Source organism: Luteimonas sp. R10, from assembly GCF_045689605.1.
Classification (GTDB): Bacteria; Pseudomonadota; Gammaproteobacteria; order Xanthomonadales; family Xanthomonadaceae; genus Luteimonas.
Genome location: NZ_CP141262.1, coordinates 3433919 through 3451328, shown reverse-complemented (window position 1 = coordinate 3451328; position 17410 = coordinate 3433919). Strand labels below are relative to the sequence as shown.

The window sequence follows — 17410 nt, the reverse complement described above, 5'->3', positions numbered from 1 at the left end:
CTAAAAGATTGCGAATAAATTTAGTGCGTGCACATGCGCGTGCTTCGCCATATTTCACTCTAGTCTCGGGTGCGGTCTGTGCGCTAGGCTACGGTGCAGTGGCTGGGCAACCGGCATTCGACGGGAGTAGATGCTCAAGGCCATGACTCGGTCATCGACGCAACATCGACGATCACTGTCATCGACGTCTCAGTGTCCGGAAGAGGTCATTTATTGCGACTTCATCGAGGCGTCGATTGGCGTCGTCGCGGTCGCCTTGGGCGACATTCGCATCGTAGGCATGCTGATCTCGAAACAAGGTGGCGGCGTCGAACGATCCGAGTTGCGCGTTGACCCGCCTTGGATATCAGGGGTACACCCATCCAGCGTCGTGGGTGGGATGCGGTCCTCGCGATTCCGTTCGGCCAGACGACCACGTTCGCGCAGATCACCACCATCCCAATTTCTGCTCGCGCTCGCCATTCCCTGTCATTGACGCCGTTTGAATGCGCCGCGGCACGCCGAGCCTCGCCCCTAGTTCCCGAAGTTTCGATGTAGCAGACGACCCCAGTTAGTAGGAAATCCCATGGAAAGTAGCAAGCCCGTACACCCCGTCATCGCCGAAGACACAGGCGTCGGTCGACTCCAGGTCCAGATCTATACCCAAGGGGCGTCCTTTCACGTCGATGAACCCGCTTCCGCCGGCGGATTGGCCTCGGGTCCGAGCCCGTTTGACCTGATGAGCGCCTCATTGGGCGCCTGTACGGTCATGACCATCAAGTTCCATGCGCAGCGCAAGGCGATCCAGGTCACGCGTGTCCAGGTCATCGTCTTCCATCACCGTCACCCCGAGTCCGGCCGTGACGTCTTTCAGCGCTCAATCTTCATCGACGGCGCCATCGATGAGGAACAGATGCGGCAGCTGTTCGCTGTAGCTGACCGCTGTCCGGTCAGTAAGACCTTGAGTGCCGGGGCTGACATCGCGACCACGCGGAACACGGCCCCAATCCTGACCGGCAGGCGTGTGGAGGATGACGAGCACGTTCACGCAATGGAAGTTGCCTGCGAGGAGACGCCGGATGCCGAATGCCTGACGGCCTGATGGCTGCGAAGTTGATCCTTCCGGAGTCCGATACAAATCGTTCAGGAAATTGGCCATGTTAGTTGTCCACCATCTCAGTAACTCGAGATCCCATCGGATTCTCTGGCTCCTGGAGGAGTTGGACGTGCCCTATGAGATCAAGTTCTACGAGCGGCAAGCTGGTAGCCACACGGCTCCGGAAGCGCTGAAGGACATCCATCCCTTGGGGAAGTCACCGGTCGTGACCGAGGCCGACAGGGTGGTCGCCGAGTCGGGCGCCATCATCGACTATATCGTTCGCCGCCACAGCCAAGGTCGCTTGGTTCCGCCACAGGAGTCCTGGCTTTACGACGAGTACGTGCAATGGTTGCACTACGCGGAAGGTTCCGCGGCCTTGCCTCTCATCATGAAGGGTACCGTCGCCCACCTGGGCGATACGTGGCGCCCACTGAAGCGCCACGTCGACGCCGAACTACAGAACCACCTGGGCTACATCGACCAAAGCTTGGCCGGGCACGACTACCTGGTGGGCGATGCGTTCTCCGCGGCCGATGTGCAGCTGAGTTTCATCGGCGAGCTGGCCGCGTTTAGGACGGATCGATCGCAGTTCAAGCACCTGGACGCCTGGGTGCATCGCTTCCAGCAGCGCCCCGCCTATCAGGCGGCGGTACACAAGGGCGGCCCGTACGCCTTGGGGAATTCTTAGCCAACTGGGCACTGCCTCGCGAGACACGGGCTGGGCTGCGTTCCGGAGACCATCGATGTCCAAAGATTTGTTCGGTTACACGATCCCGTCGCTGCTCCGCGGTCTGGGGGTCCTGTCTGGTTACCTTGAGAGGGTCCAGCAGGCCGTGGATGAGGGCGCGTTCACCGAAGACGAACTGCTGAAGGCGCGGCTGGCCGCCGACATGCTGCCCCTGGGCCGGCAGATCCAGATCGCCTGCGACAACGCGAAGAACGGTCCTGCGCGCCTTGCCGGGCGCAACGCCCCCTGGTTCAAGGACGAGGAGAGGCGCCTGATCCAATACCGGCACCGGGTTGAAAAAACCATCGCCTACATCCGGTCGTTTACGCCGCGGGATTTCGACGGCAGCGAGGTGCGGATGATCGACCAGGCGTTCCGTGGCGCGAACTACGTCATGTCCGGGGGAGACTATGTTCGGGACATCCTGCTGCCGAATTTCTACTTCCACATCGCCATCGCCCACGCCATCTTGCGCCACAAAGGCCTCTCGATCGGCAAGCGGGATTACTTGGGTAATCTGCCGGCGACTGCGGCGGAGATCAACGAGCCGACGGGCAGACATCGTCCCATCGAGTTCCTCACCAACGGCGAAAGCATCCAGTGGGTGGCGCGGCGTGGGTTGGCCGAGGACCCAGTCGATAGCGGACCCGAATTCGGCTATTTCCAGTTCGTGCCGCAGCCGCTCTCGATCACCCTCCGAGAGCTGATCTGCGCCCTGATGGAAGAACTGGGGGGATTCAGCGGGGGATTGTTGCTGCTGACCGACTGGATATGGGACGACGACTACGACATCGATCCTACCGCTGGATACCGGCAGGCCATCAACGAATCCCGATCCCTTGGCGAAGTGCCCGGATTCCTGTTCACGCCGGAGAACCTTCAGGAAGCCTCGGAGCTCTTGGCGTTGGTGATCGAGCGCAGCTGGACCGGTCGGTTCTACTTGGCCACGGGCGTGACCGTGCTGCAGCTGTGCGAGGGCTACAAGGTCGACGTCTACACCAAGGATCCGGATGTCGAGCGGCTGGTGCGCTATCGCCTGATCACGCTGGGCGCCAAGTTTTCGCAGCCATGAGGACGCCGCTTCCTGCGACCGCCGCACAACGCCATCGGTCGATCACCAACTCGAATGCAGGAGTCTGAGACCACATGGAGCGCAAGAATCGACTTGTCACCAATGCCGAGTACGCCAAGTTCGTTCGGGATGGCGGCTACCGGAACGCCTCCCTGTGGCTCGGCGACGGGTGGGCGTTGGTCGAGTCTGAGGGGTGGGAGCGGCCGATCTATTGGCGCCCGGACGGCGAACGTGAGTTCACCCTGTCGGGCTGGCAGATCCGTGACGATGACTCCCCTGTCTGCCACCTAAGCTACTTCGAAGCTGATGCCTTCGCTCGCTGGGCGGGTGGGCGCTTGCCCACCGAGGTCGAGTGGGAGAGCGCAGCCGCGGAGTCGAGTGTGGACGGGAATCTTCTCGAATCTGGCGCTCTGCACCCGACACCCGCGCGCGCAGGCGAAGGCCTGCGGCAACTCTTCGGCGACTTATGGGAGTGGACTTCGTCTGCCTATACAGCCTACCCCGGCTTCGCACCCTTTGATGGGTTGCTCGGGGAATACAACGGAAAATTCATGAACGGACAATGGGTGTTGCGCGGAGGCAGCTGCGCGACGCCACAAAGTCATATTCGCGCCACTTATCGCAACTTCTTTCCGCCGGCGGCTCGCTGGCAGTTCTCGGGCGTACGCCTTGCCAAGGATCTCGCGTGACAGTTATCCCCAATCTTACCGACCTGCGGCCTACTCCCGACGACATCCTGGGCGACGTGCTCACCGGCCTTGCGCAAAGCCCCAAGAGGCTGCCGTCCAAATACTTCTACGACCGTCGCGGCTCCGCGTTGTTTGAGCTGATTACGCGGCAACCCGAGTATTACCTGACACGGACCGAGTTGGGTCTTCTGAAGGCCAGCGCCGACCAGATCGCGGATGCCGTCGGACCACAGGCACACGTCGTGGAATACGGCAGCGGAAGCGGAAAGAAAACGCGTTTATTGCTCAATGCATTCAAGGATCCAGTCGCCTATACACCCATTGAGATCTCTCACAGTGCCTTGGCGGAGACGGTGAGGAAAATCGATAGGCGGTTCGGATCACTCGAAGTGCTCCCGGTATGCGCCGACTTCACAAAACCAGTGCCGTTGCCGCGGCCTGCCCGCAAGGCCGACCACGCTCTGATTTTCTTTCCAGGCTCCACGCTCGGCAATTTTGACGCGGACGAAGCGATCTCGATTCTGCGCGCCATGGGTCAGACCATGGGAAGCCGTGGTGGCGCACTAATCGGAATCGACCTGCAGAAGCCCAGATCCATCGTCGAACCGGCCTATAACGACAAAAAGGGGGCCACGGCTTGCTTCACGCTCAACCTGCTCGTACGACTGAATCGCGAATTAGACAGCAATTTCGATCTCGACAGATTCGCGCACCACGCGATCTATGTCGAGGAGCATTCTCGGATCCAGACCTTCCTGATCAGCCAGAGAGAACAGGAGGTGGAAGTAGCGGGGCGGGCATTCCGCTTCGCAGCTGGCGAGCTGATGCAGGTTGAGTACAGCCACAAGTACACGGACGCCTTTTTCAGTGCGCTGGCGGCTGAGGCGGGGTTGCGCGTCGCGCATCGCTGGAACGATCCGAACAACTGGTTCGGGCTGAGGCTCCTGCGGCGCATCGAACATGCATGATGCCCAAGGCCAGTAGCGTCACCCTGGATAAATCTTCTCTGACGTAGGAGGAATGTTCATGAACAAGCAACGTATGCGCCAAGTCATGCTCGGCTTGGAAGCCGACGGTCTCTGCACAACGATGGACGCGTATCGGGAATATTTTGCATCGGCGCGCCTTGATCGAAGCGAGCCGGTCGAAATTGACGAACATGCGCAGGCCGTCTCCGCACGTGAACTCGCCGAGGCCGTGGATCACCCGCTTCACGACCATGCGGAGAATCTGGAGACACTTCGCAATGCCGACTTTGGACCCAAGTCGGTGGTGGAGGAAGGGGCTGTTGTGCGAATCGGTGGCCGGAATCTGGTGGTTGCCGTCCCCACCGTCACGTTCGTGTGCGACGGCGAGGAGTTCATGGGCATCTCGGCGCGTGCTCCGATCTTCGAGGCGATGCAAGGCAAGCGTGCGGGCGAGTCGTTCTGCTTCAACGGGCGGAACATGGTCGTCGAGTTCATCGCGTGATCGAGCCTGCGACGACATGACGAACGCTGCCATTGCTGTGCCGTCATCCAAGTAGATCGCAGGCGGCCCAGCGTCGGCGCGTACGAGCGCTGGAAAGTCCTCACGCACGCGCGCGACATCCCAATGCGTGCCGCGCTTCTTTGCTCCGGGATCCGAGCCTCGCATTGCGGGCTCCTCAATCAACGCAAGGACGCGCGCGTCCTGCAATGATGCGATGCATCTGCCGCCGTTTCTGCTCTTTGTCAGACGTCCGGGAAAAGGTACGCATTCACCGATTGATCTTCGTAATGGCGCGCCTGGAAACCGCAAGCGCAGCTTCGCGCACGGCCTCGGAAAGGGAGAGATGTGCATGCGCAACCACCCCGATATCCTGAGCGCGCGCATTGAGTTCCATCGCCAGCACGACTTCGGCGATTAGTTCCGAGACCCCCGGGTCCACCATCTGGGCTCCTAGGATTCGGTCGGTTTCCGCATGCGCCAGAATCTTCACGTGACCGGCGGTTTCGTTCATGGCGACGGCCCGGCCTGCGGCAGCGAATGTGAACGTGCCGACCTTGTGGGGAATTCCAGCAAGGCCGAGGTCATTCTCGCTCTTCCCGACCCACGCAATCTCAGGATCGGTGTAGATCACCCATGGAACCTTGTCGAAGTCGACGTGACCGGTATGCCCGGCGATCCGCTCGGCGACGGCAATGCCTTCTTCCGAACTTTTGTGTGCCAGCATAGGGCCACGCACCACATCGCCAATTGCCCAGATTCCCGGCACGCCGGTGGCGCAGAATTTGTCCACTACGATGCGGCCGCGTTTGTCTGTCTGGACGCCGACATCCTCCTCGAAAGCCCATCTGTGAAGGGGCGGCGGCCGACGGCCACCAACAGTTTGTCGACAACGAGTTCGTGGTCGCCTTCGGCGTTCGCGAAGGCGACCCGGACCTCGGAGCCGACCACCGCCGCGCCAGCAACTTGGGCGCAAAGTTCGATTCGAAGCTCCTGCTTCTTGAATTCCCGGAGCGCGACTTGGGCGATGTCCGCGTCGACACTGAGAAGAAAATCCGATCGGGCCTCCAACAGAGTGACGTGCGACCCGAGCCGGTTCCAGACGCTTCCAAGTTCTAACCCGACTACACCAGCGCCAATGATCCCGAGCCTGCGAGGGACCTGGCTAAATTCGAGCGTACCGACGTTGTCGACGATCATCACGCCATCGACTGCCACTGATGGAAGCGCAACTGGCACCGAACCAGTGGCGATGGTGATGTTGTTCGCGGCCAGGGAATGTTGCACGCCATCCATGCCCTCGACGATCACTTCATTGCCGGGCCGGACCCGGCCTCGACCCCAGTAAGGCATGATCTTGTTGCCCCTGAACAGCACGCTGATGCCATCGGTGAACTGTTTTACGATCCTGTCCTTACGGCCCAGGAGCTCACTCATCTCAACGCGAAGGCCTTCGGCGTAGATGCCGTGCACTTGAGAGCGCCGCGCGAGCGCGTGGTACAGCTTGGAAGAATCGAGGAGCGCCTTGGACGGGATGCAGCCAGAGTTCAAGCACACACCTCCAAACGAGGCCTGTCCATCCTTGCCCACGTAGGCGTCCACGATGGCAGCTCGAAAACCCAGCTGTGACGCACGGATGGCGGCCACGTAGCCAGCCGGGCCAGCCCCGATCACGATTACGTCGAAGGCCAAACCCATGATGTGATCTCCGGTAGAGGTGGCACCGAACGCGAGGCCCGCGCGACGTGGTTGATTCCACGACGTCGTGATTTCGAATAGCCGCGCACAGTTGATGAGTTTAGTAGGCCTTCACGCGCATGCACTCCAGAACTTGCGCTTGAACTCGGTGCTTCAGGCGCGCATGGTCGCGTGACGCGCCCGCGGCGCTCGCGGCCGATTGGAGGACCTAATGACGTACCAAAAGACAAAAGAAGCTGTCGCTCGACTGACACCGGAGCAGTTTCGCGTTACCCAGCAGAACGGTACGGAACGGGCCGGCACGGGAGCGCTGCTCCACGAGGATCGGCCGGGCATCTACGTGGACATCGTCTCAGGCGAACCGTTGTTCGCCTCATCGGCCAAGTTCGAGTCGCACTGTGGTTGGCCTAGTTTCACAAAGCCGATTGAGCCGGCGCACGTTCAGGAACTGCGTGACATGAGCCACAGCATGATCCGCACCGAGGTGCGCTCAATTCATGGCGACAGCCACTTGGGTCACGTATTCACCGACGGGCCGCGTGATCGGGGCGGACTTCGCTACTGCATCAACTCGGCCGCACTGAGATTCGTTCCACGCGAGCAAATGGAGGCCGAGGGGTACGGCGCGTATCTCGATCAGGTGGAGGAACGCCCATGACGACTGAGAGTGCCATTCTGGCGGGAGGCTGCTTTTGGGGCGTCCAGGAACTGCTCCGCAAAATGCCGGGCGTCATCTCGACTCGTGTAGGTTACAGCGGCGGCGATGTCCCCAACGCCACGTATCGCAATCACGGCACCCATGCCGAGGCGGTCGAGATCGTCTTCGATCCAAGCAAGCTCGACTATCGGACACTGCTTGAATTCTTCTTCCAGGTCCACGATCCCACGACACCAAACCGGCAAGGTAACGATCGCGGCACGTCCTATCGCTCTGCGATCTATTACACCTCCCTTGAGCAGAAGGGGGTCGCCGAAGACACCATCGCTGATGTCGATGCGTCTGGGCTGTGGCCCGGGAAGGTGGTAACGCAGGTGGAGGCAGCCGGTGACTTCTGGGAAGCCGAGCCCGAGCATCAGGATTACCTGCAGAGGTACCCCACCGGCTACTCCTGCCACTACGTGCGGCCTGGGTGGAGGGTGCCCAGGCGTCGGCGGGTGTGCTGAATGCGGTCAACCAAGACCATCTTGAAGAAGTCCGCCACCGGCCCAGCGAAGGCATCGAAGAATCGGGATCTCACGCTCGCTACTGGCGGTGAGTCGTTCAAAGGCAGAATTGAGTGCGGACCGTGACAACAAGCGAACCACAATCTGAGACAACTCCGCGTCAGGACTTCATCCGCCAGGCCATCCGTGACGACTTGGCCGCTGGAAGGCACGCATCGATCCGCACACGCTTTCCGCCCGAGCCAAACGGCTACCTGCACATCGGACACGCCAAGGCCATTGCCCTGAACTTCGGTATCGCGAACGAGTTCGGCGGACGCTGCAACCTGCGCCTGGACGATACCAACCCTGCCAAGGAGGATCCTGGGTATGTCGCCGCGATCATGGAAGATGTTCACTGGCTGGGATACGAGTGGGCCAGCCTGCGTCACGCCTCGGACTACTTCGAGGAGCTCTACCTGGCCGCCGAAAAGCTCATCAGGCAGGGCGATGCATATGTTGATGACCTTACGCCAGAGGAGATCCGTGCCTGGCGTGGAAGCTTGACGGAACCGGGTCGCCAGTCGCCCTACCGCAATCGGAACGTCGAGGAGAACCTGGACCTGTTCCGTCGCATGCGCGCCGGCGAGTTCGCCGACGCCAGCCGCACCCTGCGCGCGAAGATCGATATGGCGTCAGACAACATGAATTTGCGAGACCCGGCGCTGTATCGCATCAAGAAGGTCAGGCATCCGCATACCGGTGACACTTGGCCGATCTACCCGATGTACGACTTTGCACACTCGCTCAGCGACGCGATCGAGGGCATCACCCACTCGCTGTGCACCCTGGAGTTCGAGGATCATCGCCCCCTCTACGACTGGTGCATCGACAAGGTCGACCTCGCTGGCAACCCGGCGCTGCTGCGACCACTGCTCGATAGCGGCATTCCGCTGGAGGCCGGCAGGCCGCGCCAGATCGAGTTTTCGCGTCTGAATTTCAACTTCCTCGTCCTCAGCAAACGCAAGCTGCTCGCGCTGGTCGAGGACGGCCTGGTCGATGGCTGGGACGATCCGCGCATGCCGACACTGCAGGGCATCCGCCGCCGTGGCTACACCCCCTCGGCGCTGAAGCTGATGGTCGAGCGCTTGGGCATCGGCAAGCAAAACTCGCTGCTCGATATCTCGATCCTCGAGGGCGCGTTGCGCGACGACCTCGATGCCACGGCGCCGCGGCGCATGGCGGTGATTGATCCGCTGAGGATGGTCTTGACGAACATCGATGCGGATCACGAGGGGACGCTGTTCCTCCCGAACCACCCGAAGGATGCGGCGCAGGGCGAGCGCGAGGTGCCGTTCTCGCGCGAGTTGTGGATTGACCGCGAGGACTTCGCCGAAGTGCCGCCGCCGGGCTTCAAGCGACTCACCGTCGGCGGCGACGTGCGCCTGCGCGGCGCCGGCATCGTGCGCTGCGACGAGGTGGTCAAGGATGCCGCCAGCAACGTCATCGAACTGCTCTGCACGCACGACCCGGAACCGTGCCCCGGCATAGAAGGCTCCAGCCGCAAGGTCAAGGGGACCATACACTGGGTCAGCGCCAAGCATGGGGTGCCGGCGGAAATCCGCCTGTACGACCGGCTGTTCACTGTGCCCGATCCGGACGCAGGCGAAGACGGCAAGACGTATCGCGACCATCTGAATCTGGAATCGTGCCGTAGCCTGCGCGGCTACGTCGAGCCGGCCGCGGCGAAGGCGACGCCGGAGCAGTCGTTCCAGTTCGAGCGGACCGGATACTTCGTCGCCGACCGATTTGACCACCATCCTAGTGCCCCGGTGTTCAACCGCAGCGTCGCCCTGCGCGACACGTGGGCGCGAAGGGTTTGAGCGCCTGAACGGGAGTCCGCGGTAGGCATGGATTTGACCGCAATAAATCGAGTTTCAGGGCCAAGCAACGATCGTATGCTGTGCGTCGCCCTTCACAGGAAGGCAGTTCTATTCGGTGCTTGTGACGCAGCAGGGATCCGCGTTCGTCCAGCGGCACCGCAACATTCCAACCCAACAGACAGATGACTGCGGAGGCAAAATCCCATGAAAGCGATCGTGGTTACGAACCAGGCTGAGGGAACGGCCGGGATGAAGCTGGTGGAGCGGCCCATGCCGCAGGCATCGATCAACGACGTCGTCGTTCAGGTGTATGCGTCGGGCTTCGTCAACACTGAGCTGGGCTGGCCCTCGACTTGGACCGATCGCCTCGACCGCGACCGAACACCGTCGATCCCCGGGCACGAGCTGGCCGGCGTGGTCACCGCCCTGGGCTATGGCACGACGGGGCTGTCGGTCGGACAGCGCGTATTCGGCCTCACGGACTGGTCTCGCGACGGCACCTTGGCGGAGTACACAGTTGTGGAGGCACGCAACCTCGCGCCGCTGCCGGGCGACGTCGACTTCACGGTGGGCGCGAGCCTGCCGATCTCGGGTCTGACCGCGTGGCAGGGGCTAATCGTGCACGGCCGCCTTCAGGCGGGTCAGCGCGTGATCGCGCACGGCGCGGCCGGCGCGGTCGGGTCGATGGTGACACAACTCGCGCGTGAGTTCGGCGCCTACGTGATCGGCACCGGACGCGCCGCCGACCGTCAGGCGGCGCTCGACTTTGGCGCGAGCGAGTTTGTCGACCTCGACAGCGAGGCCTTGGAAGACGTCGCCCAAGTCGATCTGGTGTTCGATCTCATCGGCGGCGAGATCGGGAAGCGGTCCGCGCGCCTAGTTCGAGCCGGAGGAACGCTGGTTTCCATCGTCGGGCCCTCCGAGGTGCGGCCGGCCGACGGCCTAGCGATTGACTTCGTAGTCGAGTCCGATAGCGACCAGCTGGGCGAGATAGTCAAGCGCGTGCGAGACGGACGGCTGCGGACGAACATCGGCACTGTCGCGCCCCTCGACGAAGCCGTCGCCGCCTTCAACCCAACGGAGCGACGCCCGGGGAAGACGGTCATCCGTGTTCGTCCGTGAGGCTGTCGGGCGTAGTGGCGTCAAGTTTGTAACTGACGCCCAAGCCAGACCGCGTGTGTCATCGCCGCATCACAGTTTAACAACCCCGAGAGAAGATCCCTGATGTCCGAGTCCTTCCCACTCCCAACAACTCCCGAAGACTTCATCCCATCGCTGCTTGAACGGTTCAACTCCAGAAATCTCGAGGCGATGATGGCCTTGTACGCACCGGAAGCCGTGTTCGTCGCGAAAGACGGGCGAACCATCACTGACCGCAACGAATTCGCCGCCCAATTCCAGCACGATATGAACCTCGGCCTGCCGCTGAAGGCCAATGTGCGCCACGTGTTTGTCGGTGGCGACACCGCTCAGATCGTGTTGGACTGGTCAATTGAAGGAACAGGTCCCGACGGCAAGGATGTTCGCCTTGGAGGCTCGGCAAGCGATATCGTGCGGCGCGGCGCGGACGGGGCCTGGCGGTACATTATCGACAATAACCAAGGCACGGCAGTGCGACAGCCCACCTGACATCTGTCGCGACGGCGGCTATCGCGACAGAGCCGCTCTTCTTGGCGCCGCGGGACGAGGCGCGGTTCGGGCGTGACAGTCTCGAGATGCCTTTGTCGCCTTCAGGCCGACCGGAGCGACGTCCGGCAAGACGATCATTCGCGTTCGACGGTGAGGATTTTGGGGCGGAGAGCGGTTCTACCCTTGGCCTTGTCGGCCTGCTGATTGCAGACACCGAACGGCTCAGTCTCGCGGAATGTAGTCGACGTGGGGCCCCGGCTCGATAATGAACACGGCGAGCGTCGCGAGAACGCACGCGACCGAGGCGGCAGCCATTGCCATGTGGAATCCTGAGAAGAGCTGAGGACCGCCCTGCTGCAGGACGCCGCCAAGCAGAGCGATGGCAAAGAGTGATCCCGCGCGCGAGACCGCGCTGTTAACTCCAGCCGCCGTTCCGGCGCGATCGGGTTCGACGGACGTCAGAACGAGGGTGGTCAACGGCGCGATCGCCAAGCTCATGCCCAACGCCAACAGAAGAACGGGGGGGAAGATGTGCGCCCAATAGGTCGCATTCGAATCGATACGGAGCGAGATGGCGCATCCCAGGGCTACAACGGAGCCGCCGGCGAACAATGGCAAGCGGCGGCCGAACCGGCGGCAAAGCATGCCGGCGAGCGGCGAGACGACCGCGATTAGCACTTGCAGGGGAACGAAGGCCAGGCCCGCCACCAACGTCGGCAGGTGCGCGCCCCGAATCATCACGAACGGGATCAAGGTCAGCATGACCGTGAACGCCCCATAGAGGAGCGCGGTGAACAGGTTCGCGCCGACGACCGACCGTGAGGTGAAGAGGGACGGGGGCAGCATGGCGGCGTTGTCGCCCAATCGCCGTTCGTTCGCGATGAAGCCGAATAAACCGCCCAGACCGACGATCAGGGTGACGAACACCCAAAGGTTCAGGTCGGAACCGTTGGTCAGGCTGGTCAGCCCCGCGCCCAGCCCGCCGAGCCCCACTGTCGAAAGGACCGCGCCACCGACGTCGATCCGGGCGTGGCTCGTCGGGGAGTCCTTGGGTATCCACGCAGCGCCGACGGCCAGCGCGCCGACGACCATGGGAAGGAGCATCAGAAAGGTCGTCCGCCACGACCCGTGATCGAGGATCGCGCCGGCTATCGCGGGCGCGACGCCGCTGGCGACGGCCGCGGCGGCCGACCAGATGCCGACCGCACGGGCTTTCTTGTCGGCGGGAAAGGCCTGCCCCAGTACCGAAAGGCCGTTGGGCAGGATCAAGGCTTCGCCCAAGCCTTGCACGAACCGGCCGACGATGAGCGGAGCGAAACTGGGCGCAAAGCCAATCACGGCTGCGCCCAGGCCGTAGAGCGCTACCCCCGTCAGGAAGATCCGCTTCTGTCCGTAACGGTCACCCAGAGCGCCTGCAACCATGGTCAAGGCCGCGAGCGGCAGGAGCTCGGCGTTCATCACCCACTGCAGGTCGAGCGGCGAGAGGTGCATGTCTCGGCCAATCGCAGCGAGCGCGACCGCGGCGATGGCGCTGCTAACGAACACCAGGCAGCTGCCCAGGCTAGATGCGGTGAGTATCTTGGCGCCCTCGCGTGCCCCGGCGGCCTTACGCTCGGACAGAGCGCGGCCGCTATCGATCAGGATCAGAGATGCATTGCTCACGACCTGATCACCCAGGCCAGCTCGAAGGATTCGCGCAACGCGGGACGGTCCGGTCCTCATGGATAAGACGGGACTGAACCCACTGCCATGAGAGGTGGCTATTTCCCTGCGGCCGCTGAGGCCTCCCGCTGAAGCATTCTTCGGGTGCGATCCACACCCCACCGACATCCTGAGATGTCGCCGTCTCCGCGTATGACGCGATGACATGGGATGACCAGGGCGAGTGGGTTCGCCGCTCCTGCCTGCGCAACTGCACGAGCGGCGCCGGGACGGCCAATGCGCCTGGCGATTTCTGCATACGTCACCGTCGTGCCGGCCGGAATGTCTAGAAAAACCTTCCACACGCGTTCTTGGAAGGCGGTGCCACGTACGTCGAGCGGGAGATTGAGCCCAGCGACCGGCGCGTCGACGAACTCGATCACCTGTTGGACCAGGCTCTCATAGGCCCGATCTCCACGCATCAGGATCGCTTTGGGGAATTGCGCCCTGAGATTCTCCAGCAGGGTGTCAGGGTCGTCACCAAGCAGAATTGCGCAGATGCCGAAATCGCTCTGGGCCACAAGAAGCGGGCCGAGGGAGCACACGCCCGTGGCGAAGTGAATCGACGTGCCCGCGCCGCCGTTTCGAAACGCGCCTGCGCTCATGCCCAGCCGCCGATCGACTGTCGCATAAAAATGTCCACTAGAGTTGAACCCGGCACCGAAGATCGCGTCCGTGGTGGACGCGGCCGTATTGCGCAGCTGAAGTCGCAGTTTGCGCGCGCGCGCTGCCAGCGCGTACGCCTTGGGCGAGACACCAACTTCAGCCTTGAAGACGCGCTGGAAGTGGAAGGGGCTCATGCCGGCCCACGCGCCCAGTCGCGCCAGTGTCGGAGGTCTTTCCGAGGCTTCGATCAGCCGGCAAGCCCGTGTGACGAGATTGGCCCGCTGCGCCGCGGAAGCTGTCCGGTCACTGGCAGCGCGACGACTGGCCCGATAGCCGGCGGCCTCCGCAGCGAGCGCGGTGTCGAAGAATTCCACGTTCGCCCGCATGGGTAACCGCGCCGACGAACTGGGGCGGGAATACACGCCGGTTGTGCGAACGGCGTAGACGAAATGATCATCCGCGGTTCGATCCCGGGCTAGAACCGCGTCCCAACGTTGCTCGTCAGTTTGGAATATTGGCTCCGGCGCCGGTTCGTGACCGTTAGTCGCGGCAGAATGTCCATCGCCGAAAGCTCCCGACGAGTTAATAGTGTCTGCGCTGCCACCGCGGCGCAGATCGCTACGTTCCAGGCTCATGACGAACTTTCCGTACCGGAAACCGACTGCAGGTAGGCGATGATCAGGCGACGTTGATTTGCATCATCCAGCACCAGGTACATCTTGCTGCGCGGAGCCATTCTCTGGGTATCGCTGAGCCAGAGATCGAGGCGGGCCGGCGTCCAGGTGCCATCCAACTGCTTCAAGGCTGGGGAGTAGTCGTAATCCGGAACGCCTGCAACGCGTCGACCGATCACGCCTTGATGACGTGGTCCTATCCGGTTGGTCTCAACGGAGTGGCAACCCCCACACTTGTTCTCGTAGAGCGTGTGGCCCTCGGCGAGGAGGTCGGCATCGGCCGCATTGGCAGCACAACGCAACTGGGCCAGAGATGCGGCAAGCAGAACGATCCACACGTGACTATGGAATCGGAAGAACACGCTTCCCATCTCGCGATCAGCCAAACAGGTACGCCGCAGTCGGGATGGGCGCGCCTGCAGCACTATTGAGTGTCGCCCAGTGGACCGCCTCGTCCGCCGAGAGGTTCGCGAACAGCTGCGCGAGCTTCGGCTCGCGCAGGGCCGCGATCTGACCGATGTAGGCACTGGCCGCGCCCCGTTCGAGGGTCGTGGCGAGCGCCACGACGTCGGCTTCGGTCTTGAGCGAGCCGAGCTTCAGCGCCTCGATGTACTGGGCATCGGTCCTGGGCTCGACGGGCTTGCCGCCGGCTTCGGCGACGAGTTTGGCAAGCGAGTCACGGTGCGCCTGGTGGTGTCCGAGAAACACCAAGGCCAGCTTCAACGTTCCCTGAGAAAGTAACCCGCTCTTACCGGCGATCTGGTAGGCGGCAATGCCCTCATGTTCGAGAGCCAGGGCAGTTTGGATGACACCAATATCGTCAGGCTGGTTTGTTGTGGCAAGAGCGCGACTCGGAAACAGGCTAGGCGCACCCGCACCTAGGGTTGCCATGCCGGCATGAGCAAGGAAGCTCCGGCGGGCCAAGGTAGGTCCGCGACTAGTTTTCATGACCCTCTCCCGTGCGTCCCTCGAATCCCTGGCATGTCGCGTGGACGCCGATCGCGACATGGCATGCCAGAGAAGGAGATAGGAGTGTTATCAGTATCGAGGAGGCTTTGCACTTGTTTTGCAACACAACGTGAAAGATTCGGACGTTATCGAACCTGCCTTGGACAATATCGAACCCGCCTAGTCCCGTTGAGTGGGTTCAGTCGCGCAAGAGCATTGGGATTGCTTTGTGCATCTCGTGGAAGATCTGGACGAGACAGAACTCCATGTGGACGATATCGAACCGACCTTGCCCGCTCCCGTATTGATTGCTGTTGGCGATAACGAGAAACTTCTTGTCATGTTGAAACCCATCACGGCCCCGCTTCGGGGCATCGGATCCTGCACGATCAGTGCGGAATTTCTCCCAAAGGGCCCACGTCGCATCGTGCAACTCAGTGCCACCTCGTCGATTCTGGTAGTTGGTCAGACCCCAGACACGAAAGTCCATGCCGGCGATGTTCCTTGGCAGGACAACACCGGTGACCGGCTTCGCGACTGTTGGGCGTCGACGAAGTGGATTTCCATGACGCCGCTAACGCGGCACTCGTGTCCATGGGCTTTTGTTATCCAGGCTAACGGACGGGCGGCGACGCGCCAACGCGTCCGGAGTGTGCGCCTCAGTGACGCGAGCGCATCTTGAGTTGCTTCCAGCGGACCGGTTGACGGTGTTAGTCGAGACCCATGTCCAGGAGTACCATCTGCACGTAGATGCAAGTCTTTTGGAGCGTGTTCGGGACTTTAGGTTCTTCGCGCCCGACGTCTTTTCCACGCCATATCCGTCCTGGCGCAGCGTGGAATGGCAGAGGCGGAATCCATGGTACGAGAAGGGTTCTCCGCGTTGCGCCACGCGGTTCAAGCTCGGCTCACTGAGACCGTCTAGGCGCCTAGGATGTACGTATGAAAGACGAAGTTGACCCCATGCGGCGCCAAGAACAGGCTGTCACGATGTCATCGGGCCGCTCGACCCTGCCGGCTCCACTTGTAGAGCAGCTCCTCAATTCCATGGACGTGCGGATTGAGGCGTTTGCCGTCTGCCGGGTCGGAGCCAATGCCGCGTTGGCCATTCCGGCTGTCAACGAGCTGAAGATCATCTATGTGCTGACGGGCACCGTGTATCTGTCGGTGGAGGGATGCGAACAGCAGGAATTGCCGCCTGGGAGCATCGTTCTGATCCCGAAGAACCGGACCCAGGTCCAAGCAGGCGGCAAGGCGCCCGAACATCGGTTCGACGTTAAGGGGGCATTGCATAAAGGTCCCCATGACCTGATGTACCTGGATGCTTTCGACGGGACGCACGAAATCCAAGTTCTTTGCGGATGGCTTCGGTTGGGTCTGACAGCCGAGTTCAACGCCTTCGACGGCCTCCTCAATCCAATCAGCGCCAATCTCAACAGCTCGGCATTCGTCCGAAGTGCGTTCGAGACGATGATCGATGAGACCCGTTTCCGGACCGCGGGCTCTCGAACGCTGGCCAACACGCTCATGAAGGCCTGCATGGTCGAGCTTTTTCGCCATGGGCTCGCCCGCGCGGAGCCCGACCGAGGCTCGCCCGCCATTTTCCTTAAGCCAGGTCTCAGCAGGGCAGTCACGGCGATTCTGAGTCAGCCTGCAGCGCCACACAGCGTGGCATCCCTGGCCAAGATCGCCAGCATGAGCCGCTCCGCGTTCGCAAAGGCCTTCGAGGAGACAATGGGCACCACGCCCATCGAATTCGTGGGCCGTGCGCGGCTGGCGAAGGCCCGCGACTTGGTCCTTGCAACCGACGACCCTATCGCCTCGATCGCGGAGTCCGTCGGCTTCGCGAGCCGAAGCCACTTCAGCTCGCGGTTCCGTGAACGCTACGGCGAGGATCCGTCCGCGTACCGAAAGCGAATGACCGCGGTTTCGGCGACCGAACGGTTCGCATCGGTGACCAGCATCTGCGCAAGGACCGATGAAAGCCCGCTGAAGGTAAATGCGAATGAAGGAACTCCGGACGAGGCCAACGAGGGTCTCGGCCGAAAGACCGTAAGGTCTGGGGGCAGCACATAGTGAGGCGAGGCGTCACGGCCTT

General features: G+C 62.0%; 17 protein-coding genes and 2 pseudogenes. 12 read left to right on the top strand and 7 right to left on the bottom strand.

The features are described 5' to 3' along the window. Window positions 1-565 precede the first annotated feature (565 nt). From U3649_RS14960 to U3649_RS14935, 6 genes and pseudogenes are all read left to right on the top strand, one after another. Entirely contained in the window at window positions 566-1081 is a 516-nt protein-coding gene (locus U3649_RS14960) for an OsmC family protein (protein ID WP_407352105.1), read from the top strand. Window positions 1082-1136: 55 nt separating this feature from the next. Continuing rightward, complete coding sequence (locus U3649_RS14955) at window positions 1137-1766, top strand: glutathione S-transferase family protein (RefSeq protein ID WP_407352104.1); 630 nt, start codon at window positions 1137-1139, stop codon at window positions 1764-1766. 55 nt (window positions 1767-1821) lie between these two features. Next, window positions 1822-2877, top strand: coding sequence for a DUF1993 family protein (locus tag U3649_RS14950; RefSeq protein ID WP_407352103.1), 1056 nt, complete (start codon window positions 1822-1824; stop codon window positions 2875-2877). A gap of 86 nt (window positions 2878-2963) precedes the next feature. Beyond that, a pseudogene (locus U3649_RS14945) lies at window positions 2964-3566 on the top strand (SUMF1/EgtB/PvdO family nonheme iron enzyme); the annotation flags it as partial. After that, the gene (gene egtD, locus U3649_RS14940) at window positions 3563-4534 is read left to right on the top strand and encodes an L-histidine N(alpha)-methyltransferase (RefSeq protein ID WP_407352102.1); all 972 of its coding nucleotides are present in this window, start codon (window positions 3563-3565) and stop codon (window positions 4532-4534) included. The pseudogene U3649_RS14945 and the gene egtD, both read left to right, overlap by 4 nt. Before the next feature lie 58 nt (window positions 4535-4592). Next, a complete protein-coding gene (locus U3649_RS14935) occupies window positions 4593-5036 on the top strand; it encodes a hypothetical protein (protein WP_407352101.1) in 444 nt (147 codons plus the stop codon). 268 nt (window positions 5037-5304) lie between these two features. Here U3649_RS14935 and U3649_RS14930 read toward each other — a convergent pair whose 3' ends face one another. Next, window positions 5305-5760: a hypothetical protein gene (locus U3649_RS14930; protein WP_407354631.1), complete on the bottom strand. Its 456-nt coding sequence runs from the start codon at window positions 5758-5760 to the stop codon at window positions 5305-5307. Between the two features lie 30 nt (window positions 5761-5790). Next, window positions 5791-6731, bottom strand: a pseudogene (locus tag U3649_RS14925) (FAD-dependent oxidoreductase); the annotation flags it as partial. A 211-nt stretch (window positions 6732-6942) separates the two neighbouring features. Here U3649_RS14925 and msrB point away from each other — a divergent pair. The 5 genes from msrB (at window position 6943) to U3649_RS14900 (ending at window position 11386) form a co-directional block, all read left to right on the top strand. Further along, window positions 6943-7389 (top strand): peptide-methionine (R)-S-oxide reductase MsrB, encoded by a 447-nt coding sequence (gene msrB, locus U3649_RS14920; protein ID WP_407352100.1) that lies wholly within the window; start codon window positions 6943-6945, stop codon window positions 7387-7389. Then, window positions 7386-7895 (top strand): peptide-methionine (S)-S-oxide reductase MsrA, encoded by a 510-nt coding sequence (msrA, locus tag U3649_RS14915; protein ID WP_407352099.1) that lies wholly within the window; start codon window positions 7386-7388, stop codon window positions 7893-7895. The genes msrB and msrA overlap by 4 nt, the downstream gene beginning before the upstream one ends. Window positions 7896-8017: 122 nt before the next feature. Next, window positions 8018-9757 (top strand): glutamine--tRNA ligase/YqeY domain fusion protein, encoded by a 1740-nt coding sequence (locus U3649_RS14910; protein WP_407352098.1) that lies wholly within the window; start codon window positions 8018-8020, stop codon window positions 9755-9757. A gap of 204 nt (window positions 9758-9961) precedes the next feature. After that, window positions 9962-10879 (top strand): NADP-dependent oxidoreductase, encoded by a 918-nt coding sequence (locus U3649_RS14905; protein ID WP_407352097.1) that lies wholly within the window; start codon window positions 9962-9964, stop codon window positions 10877-10879. 102 nt (window positions 10880-10981) lie between these two features. Next, entirely contained in the window at window positions 10982-11386 is a 405-nt protein-coding gene (locus tag U3649_RS14900; protein ID WP_407352096.1) for a YybH family protein, read from the top strand. A 222-nt stretch (window positions 11387-11608) separates the two neighbouring features. Here U3649_RS14900 and U3649_RS14895 read toward each other — a convergent pair whose 3' ends face one another. The 5 genes from U3649_RS14895 to U3649_RS14875 all read right to left on the bottom strand — a co-directional run bounded on the left by U3649_RS14895 (window position 11609) and on the right by U3649_RS14875 (window position 15805). Further along, on the bottom strand, window positions 11609-13048 hold the full coding sequence (locus U3649_RS14895; protein WP_407352095.1) for an MFS transporter: 1440 nt from the start codon (window positions 13046-13048) through the stop codon (window positions 11609-11611). Between the two features lie 98 nt (window positions 13049-13146). Next, entirely contained in the window at window positions 13147-14328 is a 1182-nt protein-coding gene (gene ada, locus U3649_RS14890) for a bifunctional DNA-binding transcriptional regulator/O6-methylguanine-DNA methyltransferase Ada (RefSeq protein ID WP_407352094.1), read from the bottom strand. Continuing rightward, on the bottom strand, window positions 14325-14738 hold the full coding sequence (locus U3649_RS14885) for a c-type cytochrome (RefSeq protein WP_407352093.1): 414 nt from the start codon (window positions 14736-14738) through the stop codon (window positions 14325-14327). Before U3649_RS14885 ends, ada begins: the two co-directional genes overlap by 4 nt. A gap of 7 nt (window positions 14739-14745) precedes the next feature. Further along, entirely contained in the window at window positions 14746-15315 is a 570-nt protein-coding gene (locus U3649_RS14880; protein WP_407352092.1) for a DUF4439 domain-containing protein, read from the bottom strand. 199 nt (window positions 15316-15514) lie between these two features. Continuing rightward, on the bottom strand, window positions 15515-15805 hold the full coding sequence (locus tag U3649_RS14875; protein ID WP_407352091.1) for a hypothetical protein: 291 nt from the start codon (window positions 15803-15805) through the stop codon (window positions 15515-15517). 449 nt (window positions 15806-16254) lie between these two features. On the opposite strand from U3649_RS14875, the gene U3649_RS14870 reads away from it, so the two are divergent. Further along, window positions 16255-17388 (top strand): helix-turn-helix domain-containing protein, encoded by a 1134-nt coding sequence (locus U3649_RS14870; protein ID WP_407352090.1) that lies wholly within the window; start codon window positions 16255-16257, stop codon window positions 17386-17388. The last annotated feature ends 22 nt before the right edge of the window (window positions 17389-17410 follow it).

Bases quoted from the DNA above. Each gene is read 5' to 3' on its own strand.
- U3649_RS14960 (WP_407352105.1), top strand. From the start codon at position 566: ATGGAAAGTAGCAAGCCCGTACACCCCGTCATCGCCGAAGACACAGGC.
- U3649_RS14955 (WP_407352104.1), top strand. From the start codon at position 1,137: ATGTTAGTTGTCCACCATCTCAGTAACTCGAGATCCCATCGGATTCTC.
- U3649_RS14950 (WP_407352103.1), top strand. From the start codon at position 1,822: ATGTCCAAAGATTTGTTCGGTTACACGATCCCGTCGCTGCTCCGCGGT.
- U3649_RS14935 (WP_407352101.1), top strand. From the start codon at position 4,593: ATGAACAAGCAACGTATGCGCCAAGTCATGCTCGGCTTGGAAGCCGAC.
- U3649_RS14930 (WP_407354631.1), bottom strand. From the start codon at position 5,760: ATGCTGGCACACAAAAGTTCGGAAGAAGGCATTGCCGTCGCCGAGCGG.
- msrB (WP_407352100.1), top strand. From the start codon at position 6,943: ATGACGTACCAAAAGACAAAAGAAGCTGTCGCTCGACTGACACCGGAG.
- msrA (WP_407352099.1), top strand. From the start codon at position 7,386: ATGACGACTGAGAGTGCCATTCTGGCGGGAGGCTGCTTTTGGGGCGTC.
- U3649_RS14905 (WP_407352097.1), top strand. From the start codon at position 9,962: ATGAAAGCGATCGTGGTTACGAACCAGGCTGAGGGAACGGCCGGGATG.
- U3649_RS14900 (WP_407352096.1), top strand. From the start codon at position 10,982: ATGTCCGAGTCCTTCCCACTCCCAACAACTCCCGAAGACTTCATCCCA.
- ada (WP_407352094.1), bottom strand. From the start codon at position 14,328: ATGAGCCTGGAACGTAGCGATCTGCGCCGCGGTGGCAGCGCAGACACT.
- U3649_RS14885 (WP_407352093.1), bottom strand. From the start codon at position 14,738: ATGGGAAGCGTGTTCTTCCGATTCCATAGTCACGTGTGGATCGTTCTG.
- U3649_RS14880 (WP_407352092.1), bottom strand. From the start codon at position 15,315: ATGAAAACTAGTCGCGGACCTACCTTGGCCCGCCGGAGCTTCCTTGCT.
- U3649_RS14875 (WP_407352091.1), bottom strand. From the start codon at position 15,805: ATGGACTTTCGTGTCTGGGGTCTGACCAACTACCAGAATCGACGAGGT.
- U3649_RS14870 (WP_407352090.1), top strand. From the start codon at position 16,255: ATGAAAGACGAAGTTGACCCCATGCGGCGCCAAGAACAGGCTGTCACG.